Source organism: Saccharopolyspora terrae, from assembly GCF_004348435.1.
GTDB lineage: Bacteria > Actinomycetota > Actinomycetes > Mycobacteriales > Pseudonocardiaceae > Saccharopolyspora > Saccharopolyspora endophytica.
Genome location: NZ_SMKS01000058.1, coordinates 17,331 through 37,460, shown reverse-complemented (window position 1 = coordinate 37,460; position 20,130 = coordinate 17,331). Strand labels below are relative to the sequence as shown.

The 20,130-nt window shown below is 71.0% G+C and carries 24 protein-coding genes; 10 read left to right on the top strand and 14 right to left on the bottom strand.

Annotated features, from left to right (window positions below; all coding sequences use genetic code 11):
- Positions 1 to 268: 268 nt before the first annotated feature.
- The 3 genes from E1181_RS24740 to E1181_RS24730 all read right to left on the bottom strand — a co-directional run bounded on the left by E1181_RS24740 (position 269) and on the right by E1181_RS24730 (position 3,468).
- Positions 269 to 1,450 carry an MFS transporter gene (locus E1181_RS24740; protein WP_235877016.1) on the bottom strand — a complete coding sequence of 394 codons (1,182 nt, stop codon included), beginning with the start codon at positions 1,448 to 1,450 and terminating at the stop codon, positions 269 to 271.
- Positions 1,451 to 1,521: 71 nt separating this feature from the next.
- Positions 1,522 to 3,084 (bottom strand): leucyl aminopeptidase family protein, encoded by a 1,563-nt coding sequence (locus E1181_RS24735; protein ID WP_235877015.1) that lies wholly within the window; start codon positions 3,082 to 3,084, stop codon positions 1,522 to 1,524.
- A gap of 216 nt (positions 3,085 to 3,300) precedes the next feature.
- Positions 3,301 to 3,468: a DUF3117 domain-containing protein gene (locus E1181_RS24730; protein ID WP_009949794.1), complete on the bottom strand. Its 168-nt coding sequence runs from the start codon at positions 3,466 to 3,468 to the stop codon at positions 3,301 to 3,303.
- A 375-nt stretch (positions 3,469 to 3,843) separates the two neighbouring features.
- On the opposite strand from E1181_RS24730, the gene E1181_RS24725 reads away from it, so the two are divergent.
- The gene (locus E1181_RS24725; protein WP_132619669.1) at positions 3,844 to 4,626 is read left to right on the top strand and encodes an enoyl-CoA hydratase-related protein; all 783 of its coding nucleotides are present in this window, start codon (positions 3,844 to 3,846) and stop codon (positions 4,624 to 4,626) included.
- Positions 4,627 to 4,707: 81 nt separating this feature from the next.
- Here the strand turns inward: E1181_RS24725 and E1181_RS24720 are convergent, their stop codons facing one another.
- From E1181_RS24720 to E1181_RS24710, 3 genes are all read right to left on the bottom strand, one after another.
- Positions 4,708 to 5,286: a DNA-3-methyladenine glycosylase I gene (locus E1181_RS24720; RefSeq protein WP_132678291.1), complete on the bottom strand. Its 579-nt coding sequence runs from the start codon at positions 5,284 to 5,286 to the stop codon at positions 4,708 to 4,710.
- A complete protein-coding gene (locus E1181_RS24715; protein ID WP_132678290.1) occupies positions 5,279 to 5,635 on the bottom strand; it encodes a DivIVA domain-containing protein in 357 nt (118 codons plus the stop codon). The genes E1181_RS24720 and E1181_RS24715 overlap by 8 nt, the downstream gene beginning before the upstream one ends.
- Before the next feature lie 91 nt (positions 5,636 to 5,726).
- Positions 5,727 to 6,056, bottom strand: coding sequence for a PadR family transcriptional regulator (locus E1181_RS24710; RefSeq protein WP_132619663.1), 330 nt, complete (start codon positions 6,054 to 6,056; stop codon positions 5,727 to 5,729).
- Positions 6,057 to 6,284: 228 nt separating this feature from the next.
- On the opposite strand from E1181_RS24710, the gene E1181_RS31565 reads away from it, so the two are divergent.
- Positions 6,285 to 6,638, top strand: a complete 354-nt coding sequence (locus E1181_RS31565) for a hypothetical protein (RefSeq protein WP_165944737.1) — start codon at positions 6,285 to 6,287, stop codon at positions 6,636 to 6,638.
- A gap of 6 nt (positions 6,639 to 6,644) precedes the next feature.
- Here E1181_RS31565 and E1181_RS24700 read toward each other — a convergent pair whose 3' ends face one another.
- Positions 6,645 to 7,187 (bottom strand): LOG family protein, encoded by a 543-nt coding sequence (locus E1181_RS24700; protein ID WP_132678288.1) that lies wholly within the window; start codon positions 7,185 to 7,187, stop codon positions 6,645 to 6,647.
- The gene (locus E1181_RS24695; protein ID WP_132678286.1) at positions 7,184 to 7,969 is read right to left on the bottom strand and encodes an LOG family protein; all 786 of its coding nucleotides are present in this window, start codon (positions 7,967 to 7,969) and stop codon (positions 7,184 to 7,186) included. The genes E1181_RS24700 and E1181_RS24695 overlap by 4 nt, the downstream gene beginning before the upstream one ends.
- Before the next feature lie 234 nt (positions 7,970 to 8,203).
- On the opposite strand from E1181_RS24695, the gene E1181_RS24690 reads away from it, so the two are divergent.
- Positions 8,204 to 9,151 carry a slipin family protein gene (locus tag E1181_RS24690; RefSeq protein ID WP_235877014.1) on the top strand — a complete coding sequence of 316 codons (948 nt, stop codon included), beginning with the start codon at positions 8,204 to 8,206 and terminating at the stop codon, positions 9,149 to 9,151.
- 221 nt (positions 9,152 to 9,372) lie between these two features.
- On the opposite strand, the gene dapE is transcribed toward E1181_RS24690, so the two are convergent.
- Positions 9,373 to 10,449, bottom strand: coding sequence for a succinyl-diaminopimelate desuccinylase (dapE, locus tag E1181_RS24685; RefSeq protein WP_132678285.1), 1,077 nt, complete (start codon positions 10,447 to 10,449; stop codon positions 9,373 to 9,375).
- A gap of 128 nt (positions 10,450 to 10,577) precedes the next feature.
- On the opposite strand from dapE, the gene E1181_RS24680 reads away from it, so the two are divergent.
- The 7 genes from E1181_RS24680 to E1181_RS24650 all read left to right on the top strand — a co-directional run bounded on the left by E1181_RS24680 (position 10,578) and on the right by E1181_RS24650 (position 16,125).
- A complete protein-coding gene (locus E1181_RS24680; RefSeq protein ID WP_132678283.1) occupies positions 10,578 to 10,871 on the top strand; it encodes a hypothetical protein in 294 nt (97 codons plus the stop codon).
- 5 nt (positions 10,872 to 10,876) lie between these two features.
- On the top strand, positions 10,877 to 12,613 hold the full coding sequence (locus tag E1181_RS24675) for an alpha/beta hydrolase (RefSeq protein WP_132678282.1): 1,737 nt from the start codon (positions 10,877 to 10,879) through the stop codon (positions 12,611 to 12,613).
- A 74-nt stretch (positions 12,614 to 12,687) separates the two neighbouring features.
- Complete coding sequence (locus tag E1181_RS24670; protein WP_165944736.1) at positions 12,688 to 13,125, top strand: LppA family lipoprotein; 438 nt, start codon at positions 12,688 to 12,690, stop codon at positions 13,123 to 13,125.
- A 4-nt stretch (positions 13,126 to 13,129) separates the two neighbouring features.
- A complete protein-coding gene (locus tag E1181_RS24665; protein ID WP_132678279.1) occupies positions 13,130 to 13,465 on the top strand; it encodes a hypothetical protein in 336 nt (111 codons plus the stop codon).
- A 95-nt stretch (positions 13,466 to 13,560) separates the two neighbouring features.
- Complete coding sequence (locus tag E1181_RS24660; protein ID WP_235877013.1) at positions 13,561 to 14,010, top strand: LppA family lipoprotein; 450 nt, start codon at positions 13,561 to 13,563, stop codon at positions 14,008 to 14,010.
- Positions 14,011 to 14,062: 52 nt separating this feature from the next.
- On the top strand, positions 14,063 to 15,049 hold the full coding sequence (gene dapD, locus E1181_RS24655; protein WP_132678277.1) for a 2,3,4,5-tetrahydropyridine-2,6-dicarboxylate N-succinyltransferase: 987 nt from the start codon (positions 14,063 to 14,065) through the stop codon (positions 15,047 to 15,049).
- Positions 15,050 to 15,201: 152 nt separating this feature from the next.
- Positions 15,202 to 16,125, top strand: coding sequence for a CHAD domain-containing protein (locus tag E1181_RS24650; RefSeq protein ID WP_132678276.1), 924 nt, complete (start codon positions 15,202 to 15,204; stop codon positions 16,123 to 16,125).
- A gap of 55 nt (positions 16,126 to 16,180) precedes the next feature.
- Here E1181_RS24650 and dapC read toward each other — a convergent pair whose 3' ends face one another.
- The 5 genes from dapC to mshB form a co-directional block, all read right to left on the bottom strand.
- Positions 16,181 to 17,296: a succinyldiaminopimelate transaminase gene (dapC, locus tag E1181_RS24645; RefSeq protein ID WP_132678274.1), complete on the bottom strand. Its 1,116-nt coding sequence runs from the start codon at positions 17,294 to 17,296 to the stop codon at positions 16,181 to 16,183.
- Positions 17,293 to 17,613, bottom strand: coding sequence for a ferredoxin (fdxA, locus tag E1181_RS24640; RefSeq protein ID WP_132619637.1), 321 nt, complete (start codon positions 17,611 to 17,613; stop codon positions 17,293 to 17,295). Before fdxA ends, dapC begins: the two co-directional genes overlap by 4 nt.
- A gap of 140 nt (positions 17,614 to 17,753) precedes the next feature.
- Positions 17,754 to 18,512 carry a hypothetical protein gene (locus E1181_RS24635; RefSeq protein WP_132678273.1) on the bottom strand — a complete coding sequence of 253 codons (759 nt, stop codon included), beginning with the start codon at positions 18,510 to 18,512 and terminating at the stop codon, positions 17,754 to 17,756.
- Between the two features lie 98 nt (positions 18,513 to 18,610).
- Positions 18,611 to 18,973 carry a hypothetical protein gene (locus E1181_RS24630; protein ID WP_132678271.1) on the bottom strand — a complete coding sequence of 121 codons (363 nt, stop codon included), beginning with the start codon at positions 18,971 to 18,973 and terminating at the stop codon, positions 18,611 to 18,613.
- Positions 18,970 to 19,881: an N-acetyl-1-D-myo-inositol-2-amino-2-deoxy-alpha-D-glucopyranoside deacetylase gene (gene mshB, locus E1181_RS24625; protein ID WP_132678270.1), complete on the bottom strand. Its 912-nt coding sequence runs from the start codon at positions 19,879 to 19,881 to the stop codon at positions 18,970 to 18,972. Before mshB ends, E1181_RS24630 begins: the two co-directional genes overlap by 4 nt.
- Between the last annotated feature and the right edge of the window lie 249 nt (positions 19,882 to 20,130).

Below are 20,130 nucleotides of genomic sequence, written 5' to 3'. Positions count from 1 at the left end.
GCCGAACGCCCCCTCTCCCCGGGCGAACGCCCCCCGTACGACACAGACGCCACCTGACCAGGCGTTTCCCTCCCTCCTCCCCTTCCCCACAGGGCACACCCGTCCCACTGAACCCGATTTCAGTGGAAATCCGGCTCCCGATTTCAGTGGAAGTCCGGACCCTGGTTTCAGTGGAAATCGGGGTCCTGGGGCGGGGTCCGGGATTTCAGTGGAAGTCCAGGTCCGGATTTCAGCGGAAATCGGTGGTCTGATTTCCACTGAAATCGGGTCAACCGCGTGGGGCGGTGCTGGGGCGGGAGAACAGGACTGCGGCGGCTGCCAGGGCTAGCCAGGCCGTGAGCAGGAGGGTCATGCCGGACCAGCCCCAGGCGCCGTAGGCGATGCCGCCGAGGACTCCGCCGATGCTGCTGCCGCCGTAGTAGGCGAGCTGGTAGAGGGCGGACGCCTGGCCTCGGGCCTGCTTGGAGGCCCTGGTCCCGACCCAGCCGTTCGCGACCGAGTGCGCGCCGAAGAAGCCTCCGGTGAAGATCACGAGTCCCACCAGGATCACCGGCACCGAGTCCGGCAGCATCAGCAGGAGCCCGGCGACGGTGACCGCGAGACTGCTCAGCAGCACCCGCACGCGCCCCCAGCGGTCGGCCGCGCGCCCGGCCAGCGCCGAGGTGACGGTCCCCGCCGCGTAGGCGAGGAACGCCAGCGCGGCCAGCGCCGGGGGCAGCAGCAGCGGCGGTGCCGTGATGCGGAAGCCGAGCACGTTGTAGACCGTCACGAAGCTGCCCATGCCCAGCGCCGCGACCAGGTACGGCGGGTACAGACCCGGGTCGCGCAGCGCCGCGCTCAGGCCGCCGAGCAGCGGTTTCCACCGCAGCGGTTGTCGCTGGTGGTGCCGTTCGGCCGGCAGCAGGACGACGAACGCGACGGTGCAGGCGGCGGCGAGCAGGGCTACCGCCAGCACGCCGCCGGACCAGCCCCAGAAGTCGCCGACGATGCCGCCGAGCAGCCGGCCGGTCATGCCGCCGATGGTGGTCCCGGCGACGTAGAGGCCGACGGTGGTGCCGAGCCGCACGCCGCCGGTCTCGTCCGCCAGGTAGGCGGTCGCGACGGCGGCGAGCCCGGCGATGGCCGCGCCCTGCACCAGCCGGAGCCCGACCATCAGCGGGAACGAGTGCACCCACGGCAGCACGAGCCCGAGGGCTTCGGCGATGACCAGCGTCGTGATCATGGTGCGGCGGCGGCCGATCGCCTCCGACAGCGTGCCCAGCGGGATCGCCGAGACCGCCAGACCGAGCGTCGCGGCCGACACCAGCAGCGCGGCCGCGCCCGGGCTCAGGCCGTACTCGTCCGCCAGCTGCGGCAGCACCGGCTGCGGCGCGTAGAGCAGGGCGAACAGGGCCAGCGCGCCGAGCAGCAGCGCGAACCGGATCCTCCGCAAACGTCCAGCCGACACCATGGTTTAGACGTTAAACACCGACCGATCACCGACGCGCGCGAGCGTGCCGGTCATCACCGGTGGCGAGCGACTCAGGCCAGCGAAGCGGCCAGCTCGGCGAGGGTGCGGGCGGCGAAGCCCGTACCTCCGACGGTCACCTCGGAGTAGTCCTTGTCGGCCCGCGCGGGACCCGCGATGTCCAGGTGCGCCCAGCGGGTACCGCTGGTGAACTCGCGCAGGAACAGCGCGGCGGTGATGCCACCGGGACCGGCAGGGGTCTGCTTGACGTCGGAGAGCGAGCCCTCGACGGCGTCGGCGTGGTCCTCCAGCAGCGGCATCCGCCACCAGGTCTCGCCGACCCGGGCGCCGGCCTCGGTGATCCGCTCGGCCAGCTCGTCGTCGGTGGCCAGCAGGCCACCGGTGCGCAGCCCGAGCGCGACCTTCATCGCCCCGGTCAGCGTCGCGACGTCCACCAGCAGATCGGGCTGGAGCTTGTCGACGGCGTAGGCCATGGCATCGGCCAGCACCATCCGCCCCTCGGCGTCGGTGTTGCCGACCTCGGTGGTCTTGCCGCCGTAGTGCCGCACGACGTCGCCGGGCCGGTACGCGGTTCCGGAGACGTGGTTCTCGGCGGAGGGCACCAGGCCGGTCACCTTCACCGGCAGGCCGAGCCGGGCGATCGCCAGCAGCGCGCCGATGACCGCCGCGCCACCCGACATGTCGGTGCGCATCAGGTGCATGCCCTCGGCGGGCTTGAGCGAGATGCCGCCGGTGTCGAAGGTGATGCCCTTGCCGACCAGCACCAGGTGCGGTCGGGTCGCGTCCTGCGGCCGGTAGTCGAGCTGGAGCAGTCGCGGCGGGCGCGACGAACCGCCACCGACGGCGAGGACGCCGCCGAAACCGTTGTCGGCCAGCCACTTCTCGTCCCGCACGGTCGCGGTCAGGTTCGGGACCGGACCGGCGAGCTCAGCGGCCAGCCCGGTGAACCAGGCGGGGTCCTTGACGTTGGAAGGTGCGTTGGCCAGGTCGCGGGCCAGCGCGGTGGCCGCCGCCAGTTCGCGCGAGCGGCGCACCGCTTCGCGCAGCGCGACGACGTCGGCGCCCTCCGGCGCGACCAGCAGGACCTTGCGCAGGCGCGGCGGCGCGGCATCAGCGGTCACCTTGAACCGGTAACCGCCCAGCGCCAGGCCGAGGGTCAGTTCGCCGACCAGCTCGTCACCGGCGTCGTCGGGCAGCTGGACCTGCAGGTAGTCGGCGTCGGACGCCTCGCCGAGATCGCCGGGTTCGGACTCGGCGTCGACGGCGTTGGAGAGGCGGTCGCGCACCGAGCGGGCCAGCGCCGCACCAGCGGTGCGCCACTTCACCGGCTCGCCGGAACCCACGCCGACGACCCAGCCGGTGCCGCCGGAGCGCAGCGGGAACGCCTTCGCGTCACCGGCCGACGCCGACGCGCCGATCGCGGTGAGCACCTCGGCGTCCACAGAGAACGGTTCGGCCGCAGCGGCCAGGTCCGGGCCGGCCTCGCCGTCGAAGACCGCCGTCGCGCCTGGAACTCCGTCCCGCCACCGCTGCACCACGTCCACTTCGACCAGAGCGGTCGGGATCACGGGCAGCTCGGGCTCCACCCCGCGGGCGGGCTGGGCGGAACGGAACACGGAGGAACCGGGCACGAGAAGACCTTCCTGCACGGGCCGGGCCGTGCGAACTCGAACTGGTGCCGACGAGGGCCCCGGCGCCGCCTTCGGCACCGGGGCCCGACAGCGGCGAAGCGTTCTCGCCACTCGTCGACGTGATCATGAGTTGTCGCCTCGGCTCGGGAGGCGCCGTGACCGGGGACCGGCCGGCAGCGCGTCCCGGGCCGCCTGGCGGCCTCAGCCGGTAGCCGACTCCAGGGCGTCGCCCAGGTTCTTGGCCTCCTCGACCGACATCTCGACGACGAGCCGCCCACCACCCTCAAGCGGAACGCGCATCACGATGCCGCGTCCCTCCTTAGTCACCTCGAGGGGACCGTCACCGGTCCGGGGCTTCATGGCCGCCATAGCGTGCTCCCTCCGTGAAATCTTCCCCCGCTGGTCGCCACAACCAGTTCGGGTCCACGCCCATTCTCCCCTATCCCGAGGCATGGACGAAACCGAACCGATCAACTCGTGTCGCCCGTGCGCTGGTCGAATATCGCCGACGGCTGGCAGACTCACCGTTCGTGTGGGGTGTTTCGACGCCGTTCGGCACATCGCGGGAGGCTTCCGCGATCACCGTGAGGAGTCGTTTCGCTCCGGCGTGTCACCGATCTCGCGGCGGCCATCCCGTCGACCAGCGGGGACACCGTCCACCCGGGACGGCGCGCCGGCCGCGCGGTCCACAGTGGAAGTGCTCGCGCGACCCGCCACAACGGACGTCAAGGCAAGGAGCTTGGAGTGACCGACGTACTGCTGACCGAGGACACCGCGGGTGTGCGGCTGCTCACGTTGAACCGCCCTGAGTCGTTCAACTCGCTCAACATCGAGCTCAAGCAGGCGCTGCTGACGGCCCTGCGCGAGGCCGCGGCGGACGACTCGGTCCGAGCCCTGGTGATCACCGGCTCGGGCAAGGCGTTCTGCGCGGGCCAGGACCTCAAGGAGCACATCGAGCTCCTGTCCACCGGCGACCCGAGCCCGCTGAAGACCGTCGAGGAGCACTACAACCCGATCACCAAGGCGCTGGCGACCATGCCCAAGCCCGTGATCGCCGCCGTGAACGGCACCGCCGCGGGCGCGGGCGCGTCGCTGGCCTACGCCAGCGACCTGCGGATCGCCGCGACCGGCTCGAAGTTCCTGATGGCCTTCGCCAACGTCGGCCTGTCGACCGACTCCGGCGCGTCCTGGACGCTTCCCCGGCTGATCGGCTACGGCCGGGCGATGGAGATGCTGCTGCTGGCGCAGCCGGTGCCCGCCGACGAGGCGCTGCGCATCGGCATGGTCAACCAGGTCGTCGATGACGCGCTGACCGTCGCGATGGAGCTGGCGACCCGGATGGCGGCGGGCCCGACCTTCGCCTACGCGCGCATCAAGGAGGCCGTCCAGGCCGCCTCCGCCGAGGCCCTCGACGAGGCGTTGGCCGTCGAGGCGGGCGCCCAGAACGAAGCCGGCCTCACCGCCGACCACAAGGAAGCGGTCGCCGCCTTCGTCGAGAAGCGGACCCCGAACTTCACCGGTCGCTGACCAGCCGACCCACCGGTGGTGACCCGATTTCCGCTGAAGTCCGGGACCTGGTTTCCACTGAAATCGGGTCACCGCCGGGGGTCAGGTTCGCCAGCAGTCCCTGAGGTGGTCGTCGACCATGCCGGTGGCCTGCATGAGGGCGTAGCAGGTGGTGGGGCCGACGAAGACGAAGCCGCGGCGCTTGAGCTCCTTGGCCATCGCCTTGGACTCGTCGGTGATGGCGGGGACGTCGCCGAGCTTGACCGGGCGTTCGGAGTCCGGGCGCGGCGGCGGGGCGAACGACCACAGGAGGTCGTCCAGCGGCTGGTCGAGCTCCAGGACGGCGCGGGCGTTGGTGATGGCGGCGTCGATCTTGGCCCGGTTCCGGACGATGGAGGCGTCGCCGAGCAGTCGCTGCCGGTCGTCCTCGCCGAACCGGGCGACGGCCGCCGGGTCGAAGCCCGCGAACGCCTCCCGGAACGCGGGCCGCTTGCGCAGGATCGTCAGCCACGACAGGCCGGACTGGAACGACTCCAGGGTGATCCGCTCGTAGAGCTCCGGTTCACCGCGCAGCGGGAAGCCCCACTCCTGGTCGTGGTAGGCGATGTAGTCCGGCTGCCCGGCGCCCCACGGGCACCGCGCGCGGCCGTCCTCGCCGATGACCGCCGCGCCCTCACTCATCCTCGGCACCGCTCTCGGTCACCGCGCTGCGGGCCTTGTCCAGCTCCTGCCCGGCGGCGTCGAGCTGGCGCTCCAGGACCGCGATCCGGCCGTGCAGCTCGTCGAGCTCTCCGGCCAGCCGGTCCAGGACCCAGTCGACCTCGGTGACCTTGTAGCCCCGCAGGACCTGCTGGAACCGGACCGCGCGCACGTCGGAGCCCTCGACGTCGGCGGAGGGCAGCCGGGTGGGCGTGGATCCGGGCGGCAACGGCGCGAGCTGCTCGCCGCGCCCGAAGACCAGCGAAGCCAGCAGGTACACCACGGCCGCGACCGCCAGCACCACGAACAGGTAAATGAGCGCACTAGCCACGAACCAATCGTGGCACGGCCCACCGACCGTCCGTCGGAGAGCCGGAAGCCGAGCGCGAGCGGGGCGGTCGGCTCCGACGCTCAGGCGGTCGTCAGGTCTTGGCCGGGGCGGTCAGGACGCCTTCGATGGCGTGGGTGAACTCCCGCCAGGCGCGGCGTTCGGCCTGGAGGGTCTGGGATCCCGCCTGGGTGAGCCGGTACGTGCGCCGCTGGCGTCCGCCGACGGTGCTCCAGGAGCTCTGCACGAATCCGGCTCGCTCGAGTCTGCGCAGCGCCGGGTAGACCGTGCCGGTGGGCAGGTCGAGGGCGCCACCGCTGCGATCCTGCAAAGCCTCGATGATCGCGTAACCGTGCAACGCCTTGCCGTCGAGGGTGGCCAGGAGCAGGGCGTCCAAGTGGCCGCGGAGCGCATCAGCCTTCACAGGTAGTGACTCTACGGATATTTCCCTGCACTGTCACCGCCTCCACACAAGAGGACCAAGGTCCTTTCGCGATCAGGACCCGCATGATGTGAATCACAACAACGTGAGTCGGCCGTTCGGGTGGCGTGAACCCGAACGGAGGCTCCCGATCGGCTGAACCGAGCACACTCGGAGATCGAGAAACGGAGACCTGCTCTCCCCGGCCGATCCCATCAGGAGCCGATACCCGTGGCCGACCGCGAAGCCGAAACGACCAACGGCGCCGGCCTGCTCGCCCGGAGCGCCCCGCACCGCGGGGACGACTCCGAGCACGCGGCCCAGATGTCCGCCCTGGACCAGATCCGCGTCTACCTGAACTCGCTCGTCGAGGTCCTGGACCAGCACCCCGAACCGAGCCTGGATCTCGACGAGGCGAAGTGGCGGCTCGCCGAGCTCGTCGACGAGCTGGCCACCGAGCGGCCCAGCGCTCCCCGCGTCCAGTCGTTCTGGATCCGGCTCGCGCCGGTGCTCGGCGAAGTCCGCCCGGACATCCCGCTGCCGGCGCTCACCCACCTGATCCGCACGGCGGTCGGGGCGCCCTGATCCGGCTCAGGCGACCAGGGCGTCCAGCGCCTCGTCGACGTCGGCGGTCACGGTCAGCACGTCCAGCGAGCTCTGCGAGGCGAAACCCGTGCGCACCATGCCGTGGAGCCAGTCCAGCAGGCCCTGGAAGTGCCCGTCGGGGTCCAGCAGCACCACCGGCTTGCTGTGCATGCCCAGGTAGCGGGCGGTCCAGATCTCGAACAGCTCCTCGCAGGTCCCGATGCCGCCGGGCAGCGTCAGGAACGCGTTCGCGTGGGCGTCCATCAGGCCCTTGCGCTCGCGCATCGTGTCCACGACCAGCAGCTCGTCGGAGTCGGTGTCGCCGACCTCGCGGTCGACCAGCGCGCGCGGGATGACGCCGATGGTGCGACCGCCGTCGGCGCGGACGGCGCGGGCGATCTCACCCATCATCGAGACCTTGCCGCCACCGGAGACCAGGGTCCAGCCGCGCTTGGCGATCTTCTGCCCCACTTCGGCGGCCAGGTCCAGGTAGTGCTGCGGCACCGGCCCGGACGCGCAGTAGACGCAGACCGAAACGTCCGTGCTCAATGCGCCGCCTCCCACGCCCCGTACGCCTCCTGCACGATCGACACCGCGTCGTCGATGTCGTCGGTGACGTGCAGCAACGACATGTCCTTCTCGCCGATCTTGCCGCCTTCGAGCATCCGGTCCCGGATCCAGTCGTACAGGCCCTGCCAGTAGTCGCTGCCGAACAGCACCACCGGGAACTTGGTGACCTTCTTGGTCTGCACCAGGGTCAGCGCCTCGAACAGCTCGTCCATGGTGCCGAAGCCGCCTGGCAGGCAGATGAACGCCTGCGCGTACTTCATGAACATCGTCTTGCGGACGAAGAAGTACCGGAAGTTGACGCCCAGGTCGACCCACGGGTTCAGGCCCTGCTCGAAGGGCAGCTCGATGCCCAGCCCGATCGACAGGCCACCGGCCTCCGAGGCGCCGCGGTTGACGGCCTCCATCGTGCCGGGACCGCCGCCGGTGATGGCCGCGCAGCCGATGCCCGCGAGCGCCCGGCCCAGCTCCACGCCGGCGGCGTACTCGGGGTGTTCCCTCGGGGTGCGGGCGGAACCGAAGACGGTGACCGCGCGCGGCACCTCGGCGAGCGCGCCGAAGCCCTCGACGAACTCGGCCTGGATGCGCAGCACCCGCCACGGGTCGGTGTGCACCCAGTCGGAGGGACCTCTGGAGTCCAGCAGGCGCTGGTCGGTGGTGGTCGGCTCGCTCAGCCGCGAGCGGCGCAGCACCACGGGGCCGCGTTGCTTCTCGTGCGGACGTTCCACACCGTTGGGTTCACCCCACTGGCCATCGACTGTCATGGCGTCGAGCCTACGCACGCGCCGATCGTTCTCCGAACCGCCCCGCCGCTGCGCAGCCCGGGTGAAATGCCTGTTCACGGGGGATTCACAGGGCGGTCTCGCGGCGTACGATCGAAAGAAAAGATCTAGCGGCGCCGGCGACGCGAGCCGGGCGCGACACGCAGATCTGCTCCGCGATCTACGCAGGCGTTCGGGCGCCGTCGGGCCGTTCCTCCGCGAGCCCGGGAGCCGGTCATGCTCATCGAACTGCTCATCGCAATCCTCGTGGTCGGTGTCGTCTGCGTCGCCGCGAGCGCCAAGGTCGTCAAGCAGTACGAGCGGGGCGTGGTGTTCCGCTTCGGTCGGCTGCAGGAACGCACCCGCGGACCTGGGATCACCATGATCATTCCCGCGGTGGACCGGCTGCAGAAGGTCAACCTGCAGATCGTCACGATGCCCGTGCCCGCGCAGGAGGGCATCACGCGCGACAACGTCACGGTCCGGGTGGACGCGGTGGTCTACTTCCGGGTCGAGGACGCCGCGCGCGCCGTGGTCAACGTCGAGGACTACCTGTTCGCCGTGGGCCAGGTCGCGCAGACCTCGCTGCGGTCGATCATCGGCAAGAGCGACCTCGACGACCTGCTGTCCAACCGCGAACGGCTCAACCAGGGCCTGGAGCTGATGATCGACAGCCCGGCGCTGGGCTGGGGCGTGCACATCGACCGGGTGGAGATCAAGGACGTCTCGCTGCCGGAGTCGATGAAGCGCTCCATCGCCCGCCAGGCCGAAGCCGAGCGCGAGCGCCGCTCGCGGGTGATCTCCGCGGACGGCGAGTACCAGGCCTCCCGCAAGCTCTCCGACGCCGCGCACGTCATGGCCGACACCCCGGCCGCGCTGCAGCTGCGGCTCCTGGAGACGGTCGTCGAGGTCGCGGCTGAGAAGAACTCGACCCTGGTCCTCCCGTTCCCGGTGGAACTCCTGCAGTTCGTCGACCGCATCCACCAACCAGCCGCCGAAAAACCCCACACTCCCGCGGAAGAACCAGAAGAACCGGAGACCTCGGAGCTCACCGAAGCCCCAGAACTCACCGAAGCCGAACGCCGGGCCGCCGAACTCGCGGAAGAACCCACCCCCGCGCCGGCCCTCCCCAAGCAACGCGCCACGGAAGAACCAGCCGACACCGGGGTCCTGGGCACAGCCTGACCCCTCAACCCCAGCGGGGGTGACCCGATTACGCCGGTAATCGGGTCCCCGATTACCGGCGTAATCGGGGACCAACCCGGATTACGGCCGTATTCGGAGGCCTGATCACGGCCGTAATCCGCCACCAACCGGACCAACACCGTGCCCGGGAACGGAACACCGCCGTAATCCGGGACCCGAACACGGCCGTGATCCGGTTGTGGCCAGGTGGGGGATCGGGGTTAGGAGAGGAAGCGGTGGAGGGTGTTGGCGCAGTGGTGGATCTCGGCTGCGCGGACGTGTTCTTGCTGGGTGTGGGCGAGGGTGGGGTTGCCCGGGCCGAAGTTGACCGCGGGGAGGCCTCGGGCGGCGAAGCGGGCGACGTCGGTCCAGCCGAGCTTGGCGACCGGCTCGGACTTCGACGCCTCGACCAGCTGCGCGGCGGCCGGCGACGTGAGACCCGGGAGGGCGCCCGCTGACAGGTCGGTGACCACGACCTCGTAGCCGGAGAACAGCTCCCGCAGCTCGGCCTCGGCCTGCTCGGCGGACTTGTCGGGGGCGAAGCGGTGGTTGACGGTGACCACGCAGGAGTCCGGGACGACGTTGCCCGCGATACCGCCGGTGATCTTCACTGCCTGCAGCCCCTCGCGGTACTGGAGCCCGTCGATCACCGGGTTGCGCGGCGCGTGGTCCACCAGCCGCTGCAGGATCGGCTGCGCCGCGTGGATGGCGTTCTCCCCCATCCAGGCGCGGGCGGTGTGCGCGCGGGTGCCGGTGGTGCGGACCTCGACGCGGATGGTGCCCTGGCAGCCCGCCTCGATCGCCGCGTTGGACGGCTCGCACACCACCGCCAGATCGCCGTCGAGCCATTCCGGCAGCTCGCGCTCGATGCGGCCGAGGCCGTTGCGCTCGGCCTCGATCTCCTCGCAGTCGTAGAACACGAAGGTCAGGTCGTGACGCGGTTCGGTGAGCGTCGCCGCCAGGTGCAGCATCACGGCGTCGCCGCTCTTCATGTCGGTGGTGCCGCAACCGTGCAGCAGCTCGTCGTCACCGGATCCGGTGCGCCGGGAAGGCAGGTTGTCGTTGATCGGCACGGTGTCGAGGTGCCCCGCCAGCACGACGCGGGTGTCGCGGCCGAGGTGGGTGCGCGCCAGCACGGCGTCGCCGTTGCGGACCACCTCCAGGTGCGGGGCCTGCGCGCGCAGCGCCTCCTCCACCGCGTCCGCGATGTTCTTCTCCGACCCGGACACGCTGGGGATGTCCACCAGCGCGGCGGTCAGCTCGACGGGGTCCGACGTGAGGTCCAACGAAGCGGTCACGACCGGCAGGCTACCCCGCTGACCTGCGCGAGCCGCATCGGCGGGAACCGGATCGCCGGAACCCCCATCGAACCGATGATCAGCGGGCTAGGCTCCCGCATCGAACTGGTGGGCTCGCGGAGGCTGACATGGGGTTGAGGGCGGAACCGGAAGCGCTGCACCAGGCGGGGCGCAGCGCGGACCTCGCCGGAGAGCAGGCGGCGCGGATCGAGCTCGGCGAACCGGCGGCCGACATCGCCGAAGCTCTCCCCGGCGGGAAGAGCGAGGGCTCGGCCACCCGGGTCGCCCAGAGCTGGCAGCGCGCGCTCACGACGTGGAGCGACGAGGCGACGGCGCACGGCGAATCGCTGGCGGCGGCCGCGAAGACCTACGAGCGCAGCGATTCCGACAACGCCCGCGCCATCGACGCGGCCGGGCGGTGAGCGGGATGGTCAGCTACGCCGACGTGCGGCGCTGGAACGCCGACCGCCTCGACGCGGTGCACAGCGACCTCGGCAAGCGCCGGGACGACCTGATCAACCTGCAGGACGAGCTCGACGGCGCCCGCAACCCCGACGGCTGGACCGGCGAGGCCGCCCAGCGCTCCGCCGAGCAGCACCGGCGGCTGCTGGAGGACATGCGCTCGCTGGTCGCCGAGGTCGCCACGGTCCGGGCGGCGGTCGCCACCGCCGCCGACGACGTCACCGCGCTCAAGCGCCGCGTCGACGCCACCGACCACGAGGCCCAGGCCCACGGCTTCCAGATCACCGAGGAGGGCGGCGTCCGCGACGTCGCCCCGCCCCAGAACGTTCCGGCCGACCAGCTGGAGCAGGTCAAGGCCGAACGCACCCGCGTCCGCGACGACCTGGTCGCCGAGATCGAGAAGATCCTCGACCAGGCCGACGCCATCGACGCCGAACTCGCCAAGGCACTCACCGCCGCGGACGAGGACCAGATCAAACCCGGCAAGGGCACATCCCTGGCAGACGCGGCCGAGACGGACGAGCTGAAGGCTCTCGCCGCCTCGGCCGGAAAACCGCCGCACAACACCGCTCAGGCCAACGCCGAGTGGTGGAAGTCGCTGTCCGACGAGCAGCGCTCGGCGCTGCGGGAGAACCCGCCCGCGTGGCTGGGCAACCGGGACGGCATCCCGGCGGTCGTGCGCGACGCGGCGAACCGCGCGAACCTCGACGACACCCGGACGCAGCTGCGCAACGAGCGGAACCGCTTGGCGCAGGGCGGGATCAGCGAGGACGAGCAGGAGAAGGCCGACCAGATCGACGCGAAGCTCAAGGGCCTGGACGCCGTCGAGGACACCATCGCCCGCGACAACCGGCAGCTGTTGGTCCTCGACGCCGGAGGCGAGCGGCTGAAGACCGCCGTGGCCGTGGGCGACGTGGACACCGCCGACCACGTCTCGGTGTTCACCCCCGGGTACACGACCACCGTCGAGGGCAGCCTGAAGGGCGCCGACGCCGAAACCCAGGAGCTGGTCGCCGAATCCCAGCGGGAGATGATGCGGTCCGGCAAGGACGGCGAGGTCGCCGGTGTGTTCTGGCTCGGCTACGAGGCCCCTCAGGAGTCCGAGAACACCGATCTGCTGGGCGATTCCGTCGCCAACTCGAAGTCGGCCGAGGACGGCGGGGCGAAGCTCAACGAGTTCTACAAGGGCATCAACAGCTCTCGTGAGACCGATCCGCACCTGACCGCGATCGGCCACTCCTACGGCTCCACCACCACCGGCTACGCGCTGCAGGGCGGCGGGCACGGCGTGGACGACGCGATCATCTACGGCTCCCCCGGCGTCGGCACCAACGACATCGAGGACCTGAACGTCCCGGAGGGCCACACCTACCGGCTGGAGGCCAAGGACGACCCGGTGGCCGACTTCGCCCGATTCGGCGGGGACCCGTCGCACATGGACGGGTTCACCGATCTGTCGACCGAGAAGTCCGACGAGGGCGGTCAGGTCACCGGGCACAGCGACTACCTCGACCCGGACACCACCAGCCAGCACAACATCGCCTCGGTCGTCGGCGGCGTGCCGGAGAACGCGGTGGAGGGCAAGACCAACGGGGTGGGCGACGGGCTGTCGTACGTCCCGCACCAGGTCCAGGAAGGCGCTTCGGCGGTCCAGGACTGGGGCAGCGACCGGGTTTCGGACATCAAGGACCTGTTCTCATGAGGCGATTCGCCACACTGATCCTCAGCGCCGCTCTCCTCTCCGGGTGCGCGGCCGGCGGAGGGGATGGGGAAAGCATGGAAGACCAGCTCAACGCACTGCGGCAGCGCCCCAGCATGGAGGAGGTCGCGGCCGACTACGACCGGATGCAGCAGGAGCTGCGGGAACGGCTGGTCGCCGAGATCGGGCTGCCGGAGTTCACCGACGAGGGCAACACCGGTGAGTCGGCGTGCCCGGACTTCGCCGACGTGCGAGGTGCCGAGCAGCGCACCCTGGCCACGTGGATGCAGAAGGGCGGCATCCCGGACGAGCAGTGGCCGCGTGCTCTGCAGATCGCCACCGAGGTGGGGGCGTCGCGCGGGTTCACCGAGCTGCACGTGGTCACCGACCGACCGGGCGACCACAAGATCGAGCTGCACAACCCCTACGGCGCCCGGTTGCAGCTCGGCGCGGCCGCCAACACCGTCCTGAGCGTGCGGACCGGGTGTCACCTGCTGCAGTCGGCGAAGGGGTGAGGTCGTGAGCGCACCCGACACCAGCGGCCGCACGGCGGCGGTGGTCTTCGCCGTGCTGGCCACGCTCGCGGCGCTGCCGATCGCGGCCTTCACCGCGTTCATCGGCATCTGGAGCGCGGCCGTGCCCTGCCACCCGGGCGGACACGGCGGCTGCACGCCCGCCGGGGCCGCCACGGCGGTGTCCGTGCTCGTGCTGCTTGCCGGGCCGGTGTTCCTCTGGTTCCGGGTCCGGCGGCCGGGTTCGACGGGCACCGCGGTGGTCGTCGGGCTGGCGGGGCTCGTGGCCGGTCCGCTGGTCGCGCTGGTGCTGATGGGCGTCGTGCTGAACCTGTTCGGTTGAGTGTCGAGGCTCACAGGGAACTCAGAGGGGGTGCCGGGTCCGGTCAAGATCGGCTATCCGGCATCATTTCTCTACGTCCGGATCTACGTCCGACCGTGACGGGGGTACCCGTGCTGGACCCGCGAAGTGCGCTTCAGCAGCGTCCGAGCATCGAGCAGATCAGCGCGCAGTACGAGCAGATGCAGCAGCGCCTGAGAGACCTGCTCGATCGCCTGGTCGGGCCGCTGCGCTGGGCGGTGTCAGCTCCTGAGACGAAGGTGGAGTGCTCGGAGTTCTCCGGTGCCGACGCCGAGAGCCGGGTGTTGCAGTCCTGGCGGGCCGCGCAGCCGGTCGCCGACGTGGACTGGCCGAGCGCGGTGTCCATCGTCCGGTCGATCACCGCGGAGTACGGCTTCGGCGAACCGGAGATCATCGTCAACCGCACGGGCGACCACGAGATCACCGGCAACGACTCCTACGGCGGGGTCTACACCTTCGGCACCTCGCGCGGCACGATCCTGACGGTCACCACCGGATGTCACCTCCCGGGTGCGCTGAAGAGCTGAACGCCCCACCCCGTGCGGGCCGAGCGCCGCGTTGCCGATTACCGTTTTGGGCATGAGCGCGAACATCCCCGACCCGCAGACCACGGGTGCCCACGGCGTGGGCCTGGCGACCGTGACCGACGACGGCACGGTTCTCGACACCTGGTTCCCCACCGTCAAGCTGAGCGAGTCGGGCCAGTCCGGCACGACCAAGCTGACCGCGGAGCAGGCCGCCGAATCCCTCGGCGAGGCCGGTGTCGCCCTGCTCGGGCGGGATGACGCCCGCGGCGTCGAGGTCATCGCGGTCCGCGTCGACATCGCGAAGCTGGCCGACGCCCCGGCCGACGCGCACGACGTCTACCTGCGACTGCACCTGCTGTCGCACCGCCTGGTGCGCCCGCACGGGGTGAGCCTCGACGGTCAGTTCGGCCTGCTGGCCAACGTCGTGTGGACCAACCACGGGCCGTGCCCGGTGGAGGGCTTCGAGGCGACCCGGCTGCGGCTGCGGGCGCGCGGGCCGGTGACCGTCTACAGCATCGACAAGTTCCCGCGCATGGTCGACTACGTGGTGCCCTCCGGCGTGCGCATCGGCGACGCGGACCGGGTCCGGCTGGGTGCCCACCTGGCCAGCGGCACGACCGTGATGCACGAGGGCTTCGTGAACTTCAACGCCGGGACGCTGGGCGCGTCCATGGTGGAGGGCCGCATCTCGGCCGGTGTCGTGGTCGGCGACGGCTCGGACGTCGGCGGCGGCGCGTCGATCATGGGCACGCTGTCCGGCGGCGGCAAGGAGGTCATCTCCATCGGTGAGCGCTGCCTGATCGGCGCCAACGGCGGCATCGGCATCTCGCTGGGCGACGACTGCGTCGTCGAGGCGGGCCTGTACGTCACGGCCGGCACCAAGATCACGCTGCCGGACGGCACGCTCACCAAGGCCTCCGAGGTCTCCGGCAACGACGGCCTGCTGTTCCGCCGCAACTCCACCACCGGCGCCGTCGAGGTCACCACCCGCTCCGGCGGCAAGGTCGAGCTCAACGCAGCGCTGCACGCCAACGACTGATCTGACGCTCCTCGCGGCGCCGCCGCTCGCGTGAGATCTCGGATCTTGAACTGAGAAGGGCCCCTTCCACCGCAGGTGGGAGGGGCCCTTTCCGCTGAGTTTGGTCCGTTCGGAGCAGGCTGTCGGGTGAGTTGTCCGTTTTAGCATGGGGGATGGCTGTTTCCCGGCTCCTCGAGGACGTGCTCTCCGCCGAGCCCGTGGAGGTGGGGCGCGAGGCGTCGATCGCGGCTCACGTCCGCGCCGGGCTGGACGCGCGGTTGCGGGCGCTGCGGGCGCACGAGGCCGGGACGCGCGTCGGGGAGGATCCCGAGGAGCTGCACCAGATGAGGGTGTCGGTGCGGCGGATGCGCGCGATGCTGCGCTCGGCGCGCCCGTTCCTGGATCGCGGCGAGTCCGAGCCGCTGCGCGCCGAGCTGGGCTGGCTGGGCAGGGCGCTCGGCCCGGTCCGGGACCTGGACGTGCTGCTGGAACGGCTCCGCTCGGAGTTCACCGACCTCCCCGCGACCGAGCGGGCTGCCGCCGAGCAGCTGGTCTCCGGCCTCGACACCGAGTACCTGCGGGCCAGGGACGACATGCTGACCGCGCTGGACAGCGACCGCTACCAGGACCTGCTGGAGCTGCTGGCCCGCGCCACGCGGGAACTCCCCGGGCGGGGCTCCGATGTGGACGCCGCGTCGCAGCTCCGCCGACTGGTGCGGCGGCAGTGCGGCAAGCTCCGCAAGGCCGTCGAACGGCTTCCGGCCGAGCCCGCCGACGCCGAGCTGCACGCGCTGCGCATCGACGGCAAGAAGGTCCGCTACACCGCCGAGCTCGCCGAACCGCTGCTCGGTGCTCCGGTGAAGCGGCTGATCAAGGTCACGAAGGGCTTCCAGGACGTCCTCGGCGAGCACCAGGACGCCTGCGTTGCGGAGGAGCGGATCCGGGCGCTGCTGGACGGCTTCGGGCCGCGCCCGGATGCCGGAATCGCCTTCGCCGCAGGACGTCTCGTGGAACGCGAGGAGGTACGCAAGGCAGACCGACGCGGCCGGTGGCCGGAGTCCTGGCGCGCCCTCAGCGGAGCAGCAGCCGAGGTGTGAGACCGACCGCCGGTTCCGGCCCGAACCTCGTGGGACGGGACCGGAACCGCTCGGATCAGGAGCCCAAGCGCTTCGCCGCGGTGGCGATCCGCTCGTCGGTGGCCGTCATCGCGATGCGGACGTGGCGCGAGCCGTCGGGCCCGTAGAACGTGCCGGGGGCGGCGAGGATTCCCCGCTGCGCGAGCCATTCCACGGTCGCCCAGGCGTCCTCGCCCCGGGTCGACCACAGGTACAGCCCGGCCTGCGAGTGCTCGATGGTGAACCCGGCCGACTCCAGCGCGGGACGCAGCACCGCGCGGCGGGCGGCGTAGAGCTCGCGCTGGGCGGCGACGTGCTCGTCGTCGCCCAGCGCGGCGGTGACCGCCTCCTGGACGGGTCGCGGAACGATCATCCCGGCGTGCTTGCGCAGCTCCAGCAGCCGCGCGACCAGCGCCGGACCACCGGTGACGAACCCGGCGCGGTAACCGGCCAGGTTCGACGACTTCGACAGCGAGTGCACGGCCAGCAGGCCGTCGCGCGCGGCACCGACCGAGGGGTGCAGCACCGAGACCGGCTCGGCGTCCCAGCCCAGCGCCAGGTAGCACTCGTCGGAGGCCACCACGGCGCCCATGTCCTGGGCGGCGCGCACCATCCGGCCGAGCTCGTCGGCGGTGAGCACGCGTCCGGTCGGGTTGGACGGCGAGTTCAGCCACAGCAGCCTCGTCCCGGCGGGCGGCAGCTCACCGGGGGCGAGCCGGACGACCTCGGCGCCGGCGATCTTCGCGCCGACCTCGTAGGTCGGGTAGGCCAGGTCCGGGATGGCGACGACGTCGCCGGGCCGCACGCCCAGCAGCGTCGGCAGCCAGGCGACCAGTTCCTTGGAACCGATGGTCGGCAGCACCGCGTCCGGTTCCAGACCGGTGATGCCGTAGCGCCTGCGCAGCGACTCCACGGCCGCTTCGCGCAGGGCCGGAGTGCCGTGCGTGGCCGGGTAGCCCGGCACCTCCGCCACGGCCGAGAGAGCGTCCTGGAGCTTCGCCGGCACCGGGTCGACCGGGGTGCCCACGGACAGATCGACGATGCCGTCCGGGTGGGCGTTGGCGGTCGCCTTGTGCGGTGCCAGCGAGTCCCAGGGGAAGTCAGGAAGCCGTGGCCCGGACGCTGCTGCGCCCGGGCCGGTCGCGGAACTCATTCGCCCTGAGGCGGCAGGCTCGTGACGGGCTCGACGTCCTTGTTGACCTTGCCCACCTTCGCAGCGCCACCCGGCGAGCCGAGCTCGTCGAAGAAGTCCACGTTCGCCTTCGTGTAGGCGGCCCACTCGTCCGGCACGTCGTCTTCGTAGTAGATGGCCTCGACCGGGCAGACCGGCTCGCAGGCACCGCAGTCGACGCACTCATCGGGGTGGATGTAGAGCATCCGCCCGCCCTCGTAGATGCAGTCGACAGGGCACTCTTCGATGCATGCCTTGTCGAGCACGTCCACGCAGGGCTCGGCGATCACGTAGGTCACGGTTGCACTCCTGCTCGAAGCGTTGTCCAACGCACGCTCAGGAATCTCCTGGCGCGACTGCTGACAGTATCTCTCGGACCCCCCTGAGCGCGTAACTGGTCCCACAGCTCGGGAGTCCCGACGACTCTACGTCGGGGGAGTTAACGGCGTAAACCGTTCTGGTGCAACCACTCCGCACCCTTCCGGCCGATCCGCTTGAGGGCCGAATGTTCTCCCAGGTAACCACCGATAACGCCCACGACCGGAAGGTTCCCCAGAAGCTGGTGGTGCAACCGTCCCTGGGGCCTCTTGTCGAGTTCGGAATCGAACTCCCACACCGCACGTGCCATCCGCCACACCGTGCGCACGACGGCCTTCACGGTCGCTTTACCGTGCTCGCGCTTCGAGGCGTCGATGTCCTCGGTGAGCTCCTGCGTGCGCACGTCGTCCTCGGCGGACCCGGCGGCCAGCTCGCGGCTGATCTTCCGCCCCAGCAGCACCTCGGCGATCAGCTGGACCTTGACGGCGGAATCGGTCACCCCGTGCTCGCCGGCGATCGCGCACAGCACCAGGCTCTGCCCGGTGATGCCCAAGGCGTTGCGCATCGGCAGCCGGGACGTGATCGCGCCGCCGAACCGCGGCAGCCCCGCCGCCAGCGCCAGGAACCGGCCCACGCGCAGCGTCCACCAGTCGCAGCGCTCGTCGACGCTCATCGCGTCCCACGTGGAGCTGCCGGGCAGCTGCATCGAGTCGAGCTGCCGCAGCAGCTTGTGGATCGCCCCGTCGCCCAGGGCGTCGATCTCCCGCCCTCGCAGCCGAACGGGGTCGGCTTCGCGCAGCGCGGCGAGCACGGGCGTCGCGGCCCGCACGAACGGCCGCAGCACGGCTGCGACGCGTTCATCGGTCAACACTTCGGCCATGGGTCCTCCCGGGACCCATTCTGCCGAAACGGGGCCGACGACCGGGCGCGAGAACGCGGTGTTCGCCCACACGAAACTCCGCGGTACTCCCCGAGAGGTCAGCGCGCGGGCTTGGCGAGGACGATGCCGAGCATCATGGCGCTGGGCAGGGCGCCTCCGGCGATGAGCAGCAAGGTGCGCCAGTCGCTGCCGAGCAGCACCACGTCACCGCCGGGTCCGAACACGCCGAACACCAGCACCACCGCGAACCACAGGACCAGCGGTGCGCCCGCGACGCGGCGGCTCCGGGAGATCCGGCCTGCCTCGGCGACCAGCAGCGGAGTCGTCACGGCCGCCACGGCGGCGGTGATCGGGAACTGCACCGAGCCGATGTAGAGCGGCAGGTACATGAGCTCCAGGATCGCCAGCAGGACCGCGTCGAGCAGCAGGAAGCCGAACAGGGTCCTGTCCCGACGCGTCACCGGTCCCCCACCGGTTCGGTGCCGCTCACCCCGAGTCCGCCGAACAGGTCCGCCTCGCAGCCCTCGGACGGGCCGGTGGCCAGGACGTAGTGCTCGGCGGTCACCACCGGGTGCGCCACGCCGTTGGACAGCGCGTAGGAGGCGACGCCGTCGCCGTTGCGCCACTGCTCGACCCAGACCTTGACCTGGGTGCCGTGCGCCCGCAGCGCGCTGATCTTGGCGGGCAGGTGCTCGGCGATGTCGATGACGGTGGTGATCGTCTCGTCGGCGACGCTGGCCAGCTCGTGCGGTTCGGGCAGGTCGAAGGGCAGGTCGTCGGAACGCGCGAGGTCGGCCAGACCCGCGGCCAGCGCATCGCGCGAGGGCACCGCGTAGAACAACCGGTCCACGTCCGGGACCCGTTCGACCGCCGCGCGCGTGATCTCGTGGGCGCGGATGTGGTCGGGGTGCCCGTAGCCGCCGTCCTCGGCGTAGGTCACGACGACCTGCGGCTTGACCTCGTCGAGGATGTCCGCCAGCGCTGCGACCTGCGGTTCGCGGTCGCCGATGGCGAAGGCGCGCGGATGGGCGTCGGGGCGAGCGGTCGCCTGGCCGGGCTGCTCCCAGAGCATCCCGGAGTCGCGCCACCGGCCGACACCACCCAGGAACCGCTGGTCGGCGACCCGCAGCGCGGCGCAGGCCGAGCGGAGCTCACCGACCCGGTAGCCGCCGAGCTGGTCGGCTTGATCCGACACCAGCCCCTGCAGGCTCTCCGGGATGACCTCGCCTTCCTCGCCGAGGGTGCAGGTCACCACGTAGACCTGCACGCCGCGAGCGGCGTAGCGGGCGATCGTCCCGCCGGTCCACAGGGTCTCGTCGTCTGGATGCGCGTGTACCAGCAGCAACCGCGGTGGGGCCGTCAGCGTCACCGGTCCAGCCTAATCGCAGCAGAAGAACAACAACGAAGCCCCCAACGCCAGCCAACGTCAGGCAAGCGCCGAAGGTGCTTTCTCCTTACCCCACCTGAGCAACCGGCACCCCCGTGGGTTCTGACACGTCTTCTGGGGAGGACAGCCGCAGCGCCGCGTATCGACATACTCAAGTCGCGGATCCCGGAGCCAGAAGGCGTGTCAGGTTCCGCCACCCGCACCGCCAAGCAGCAAACCACAGATCAGTTC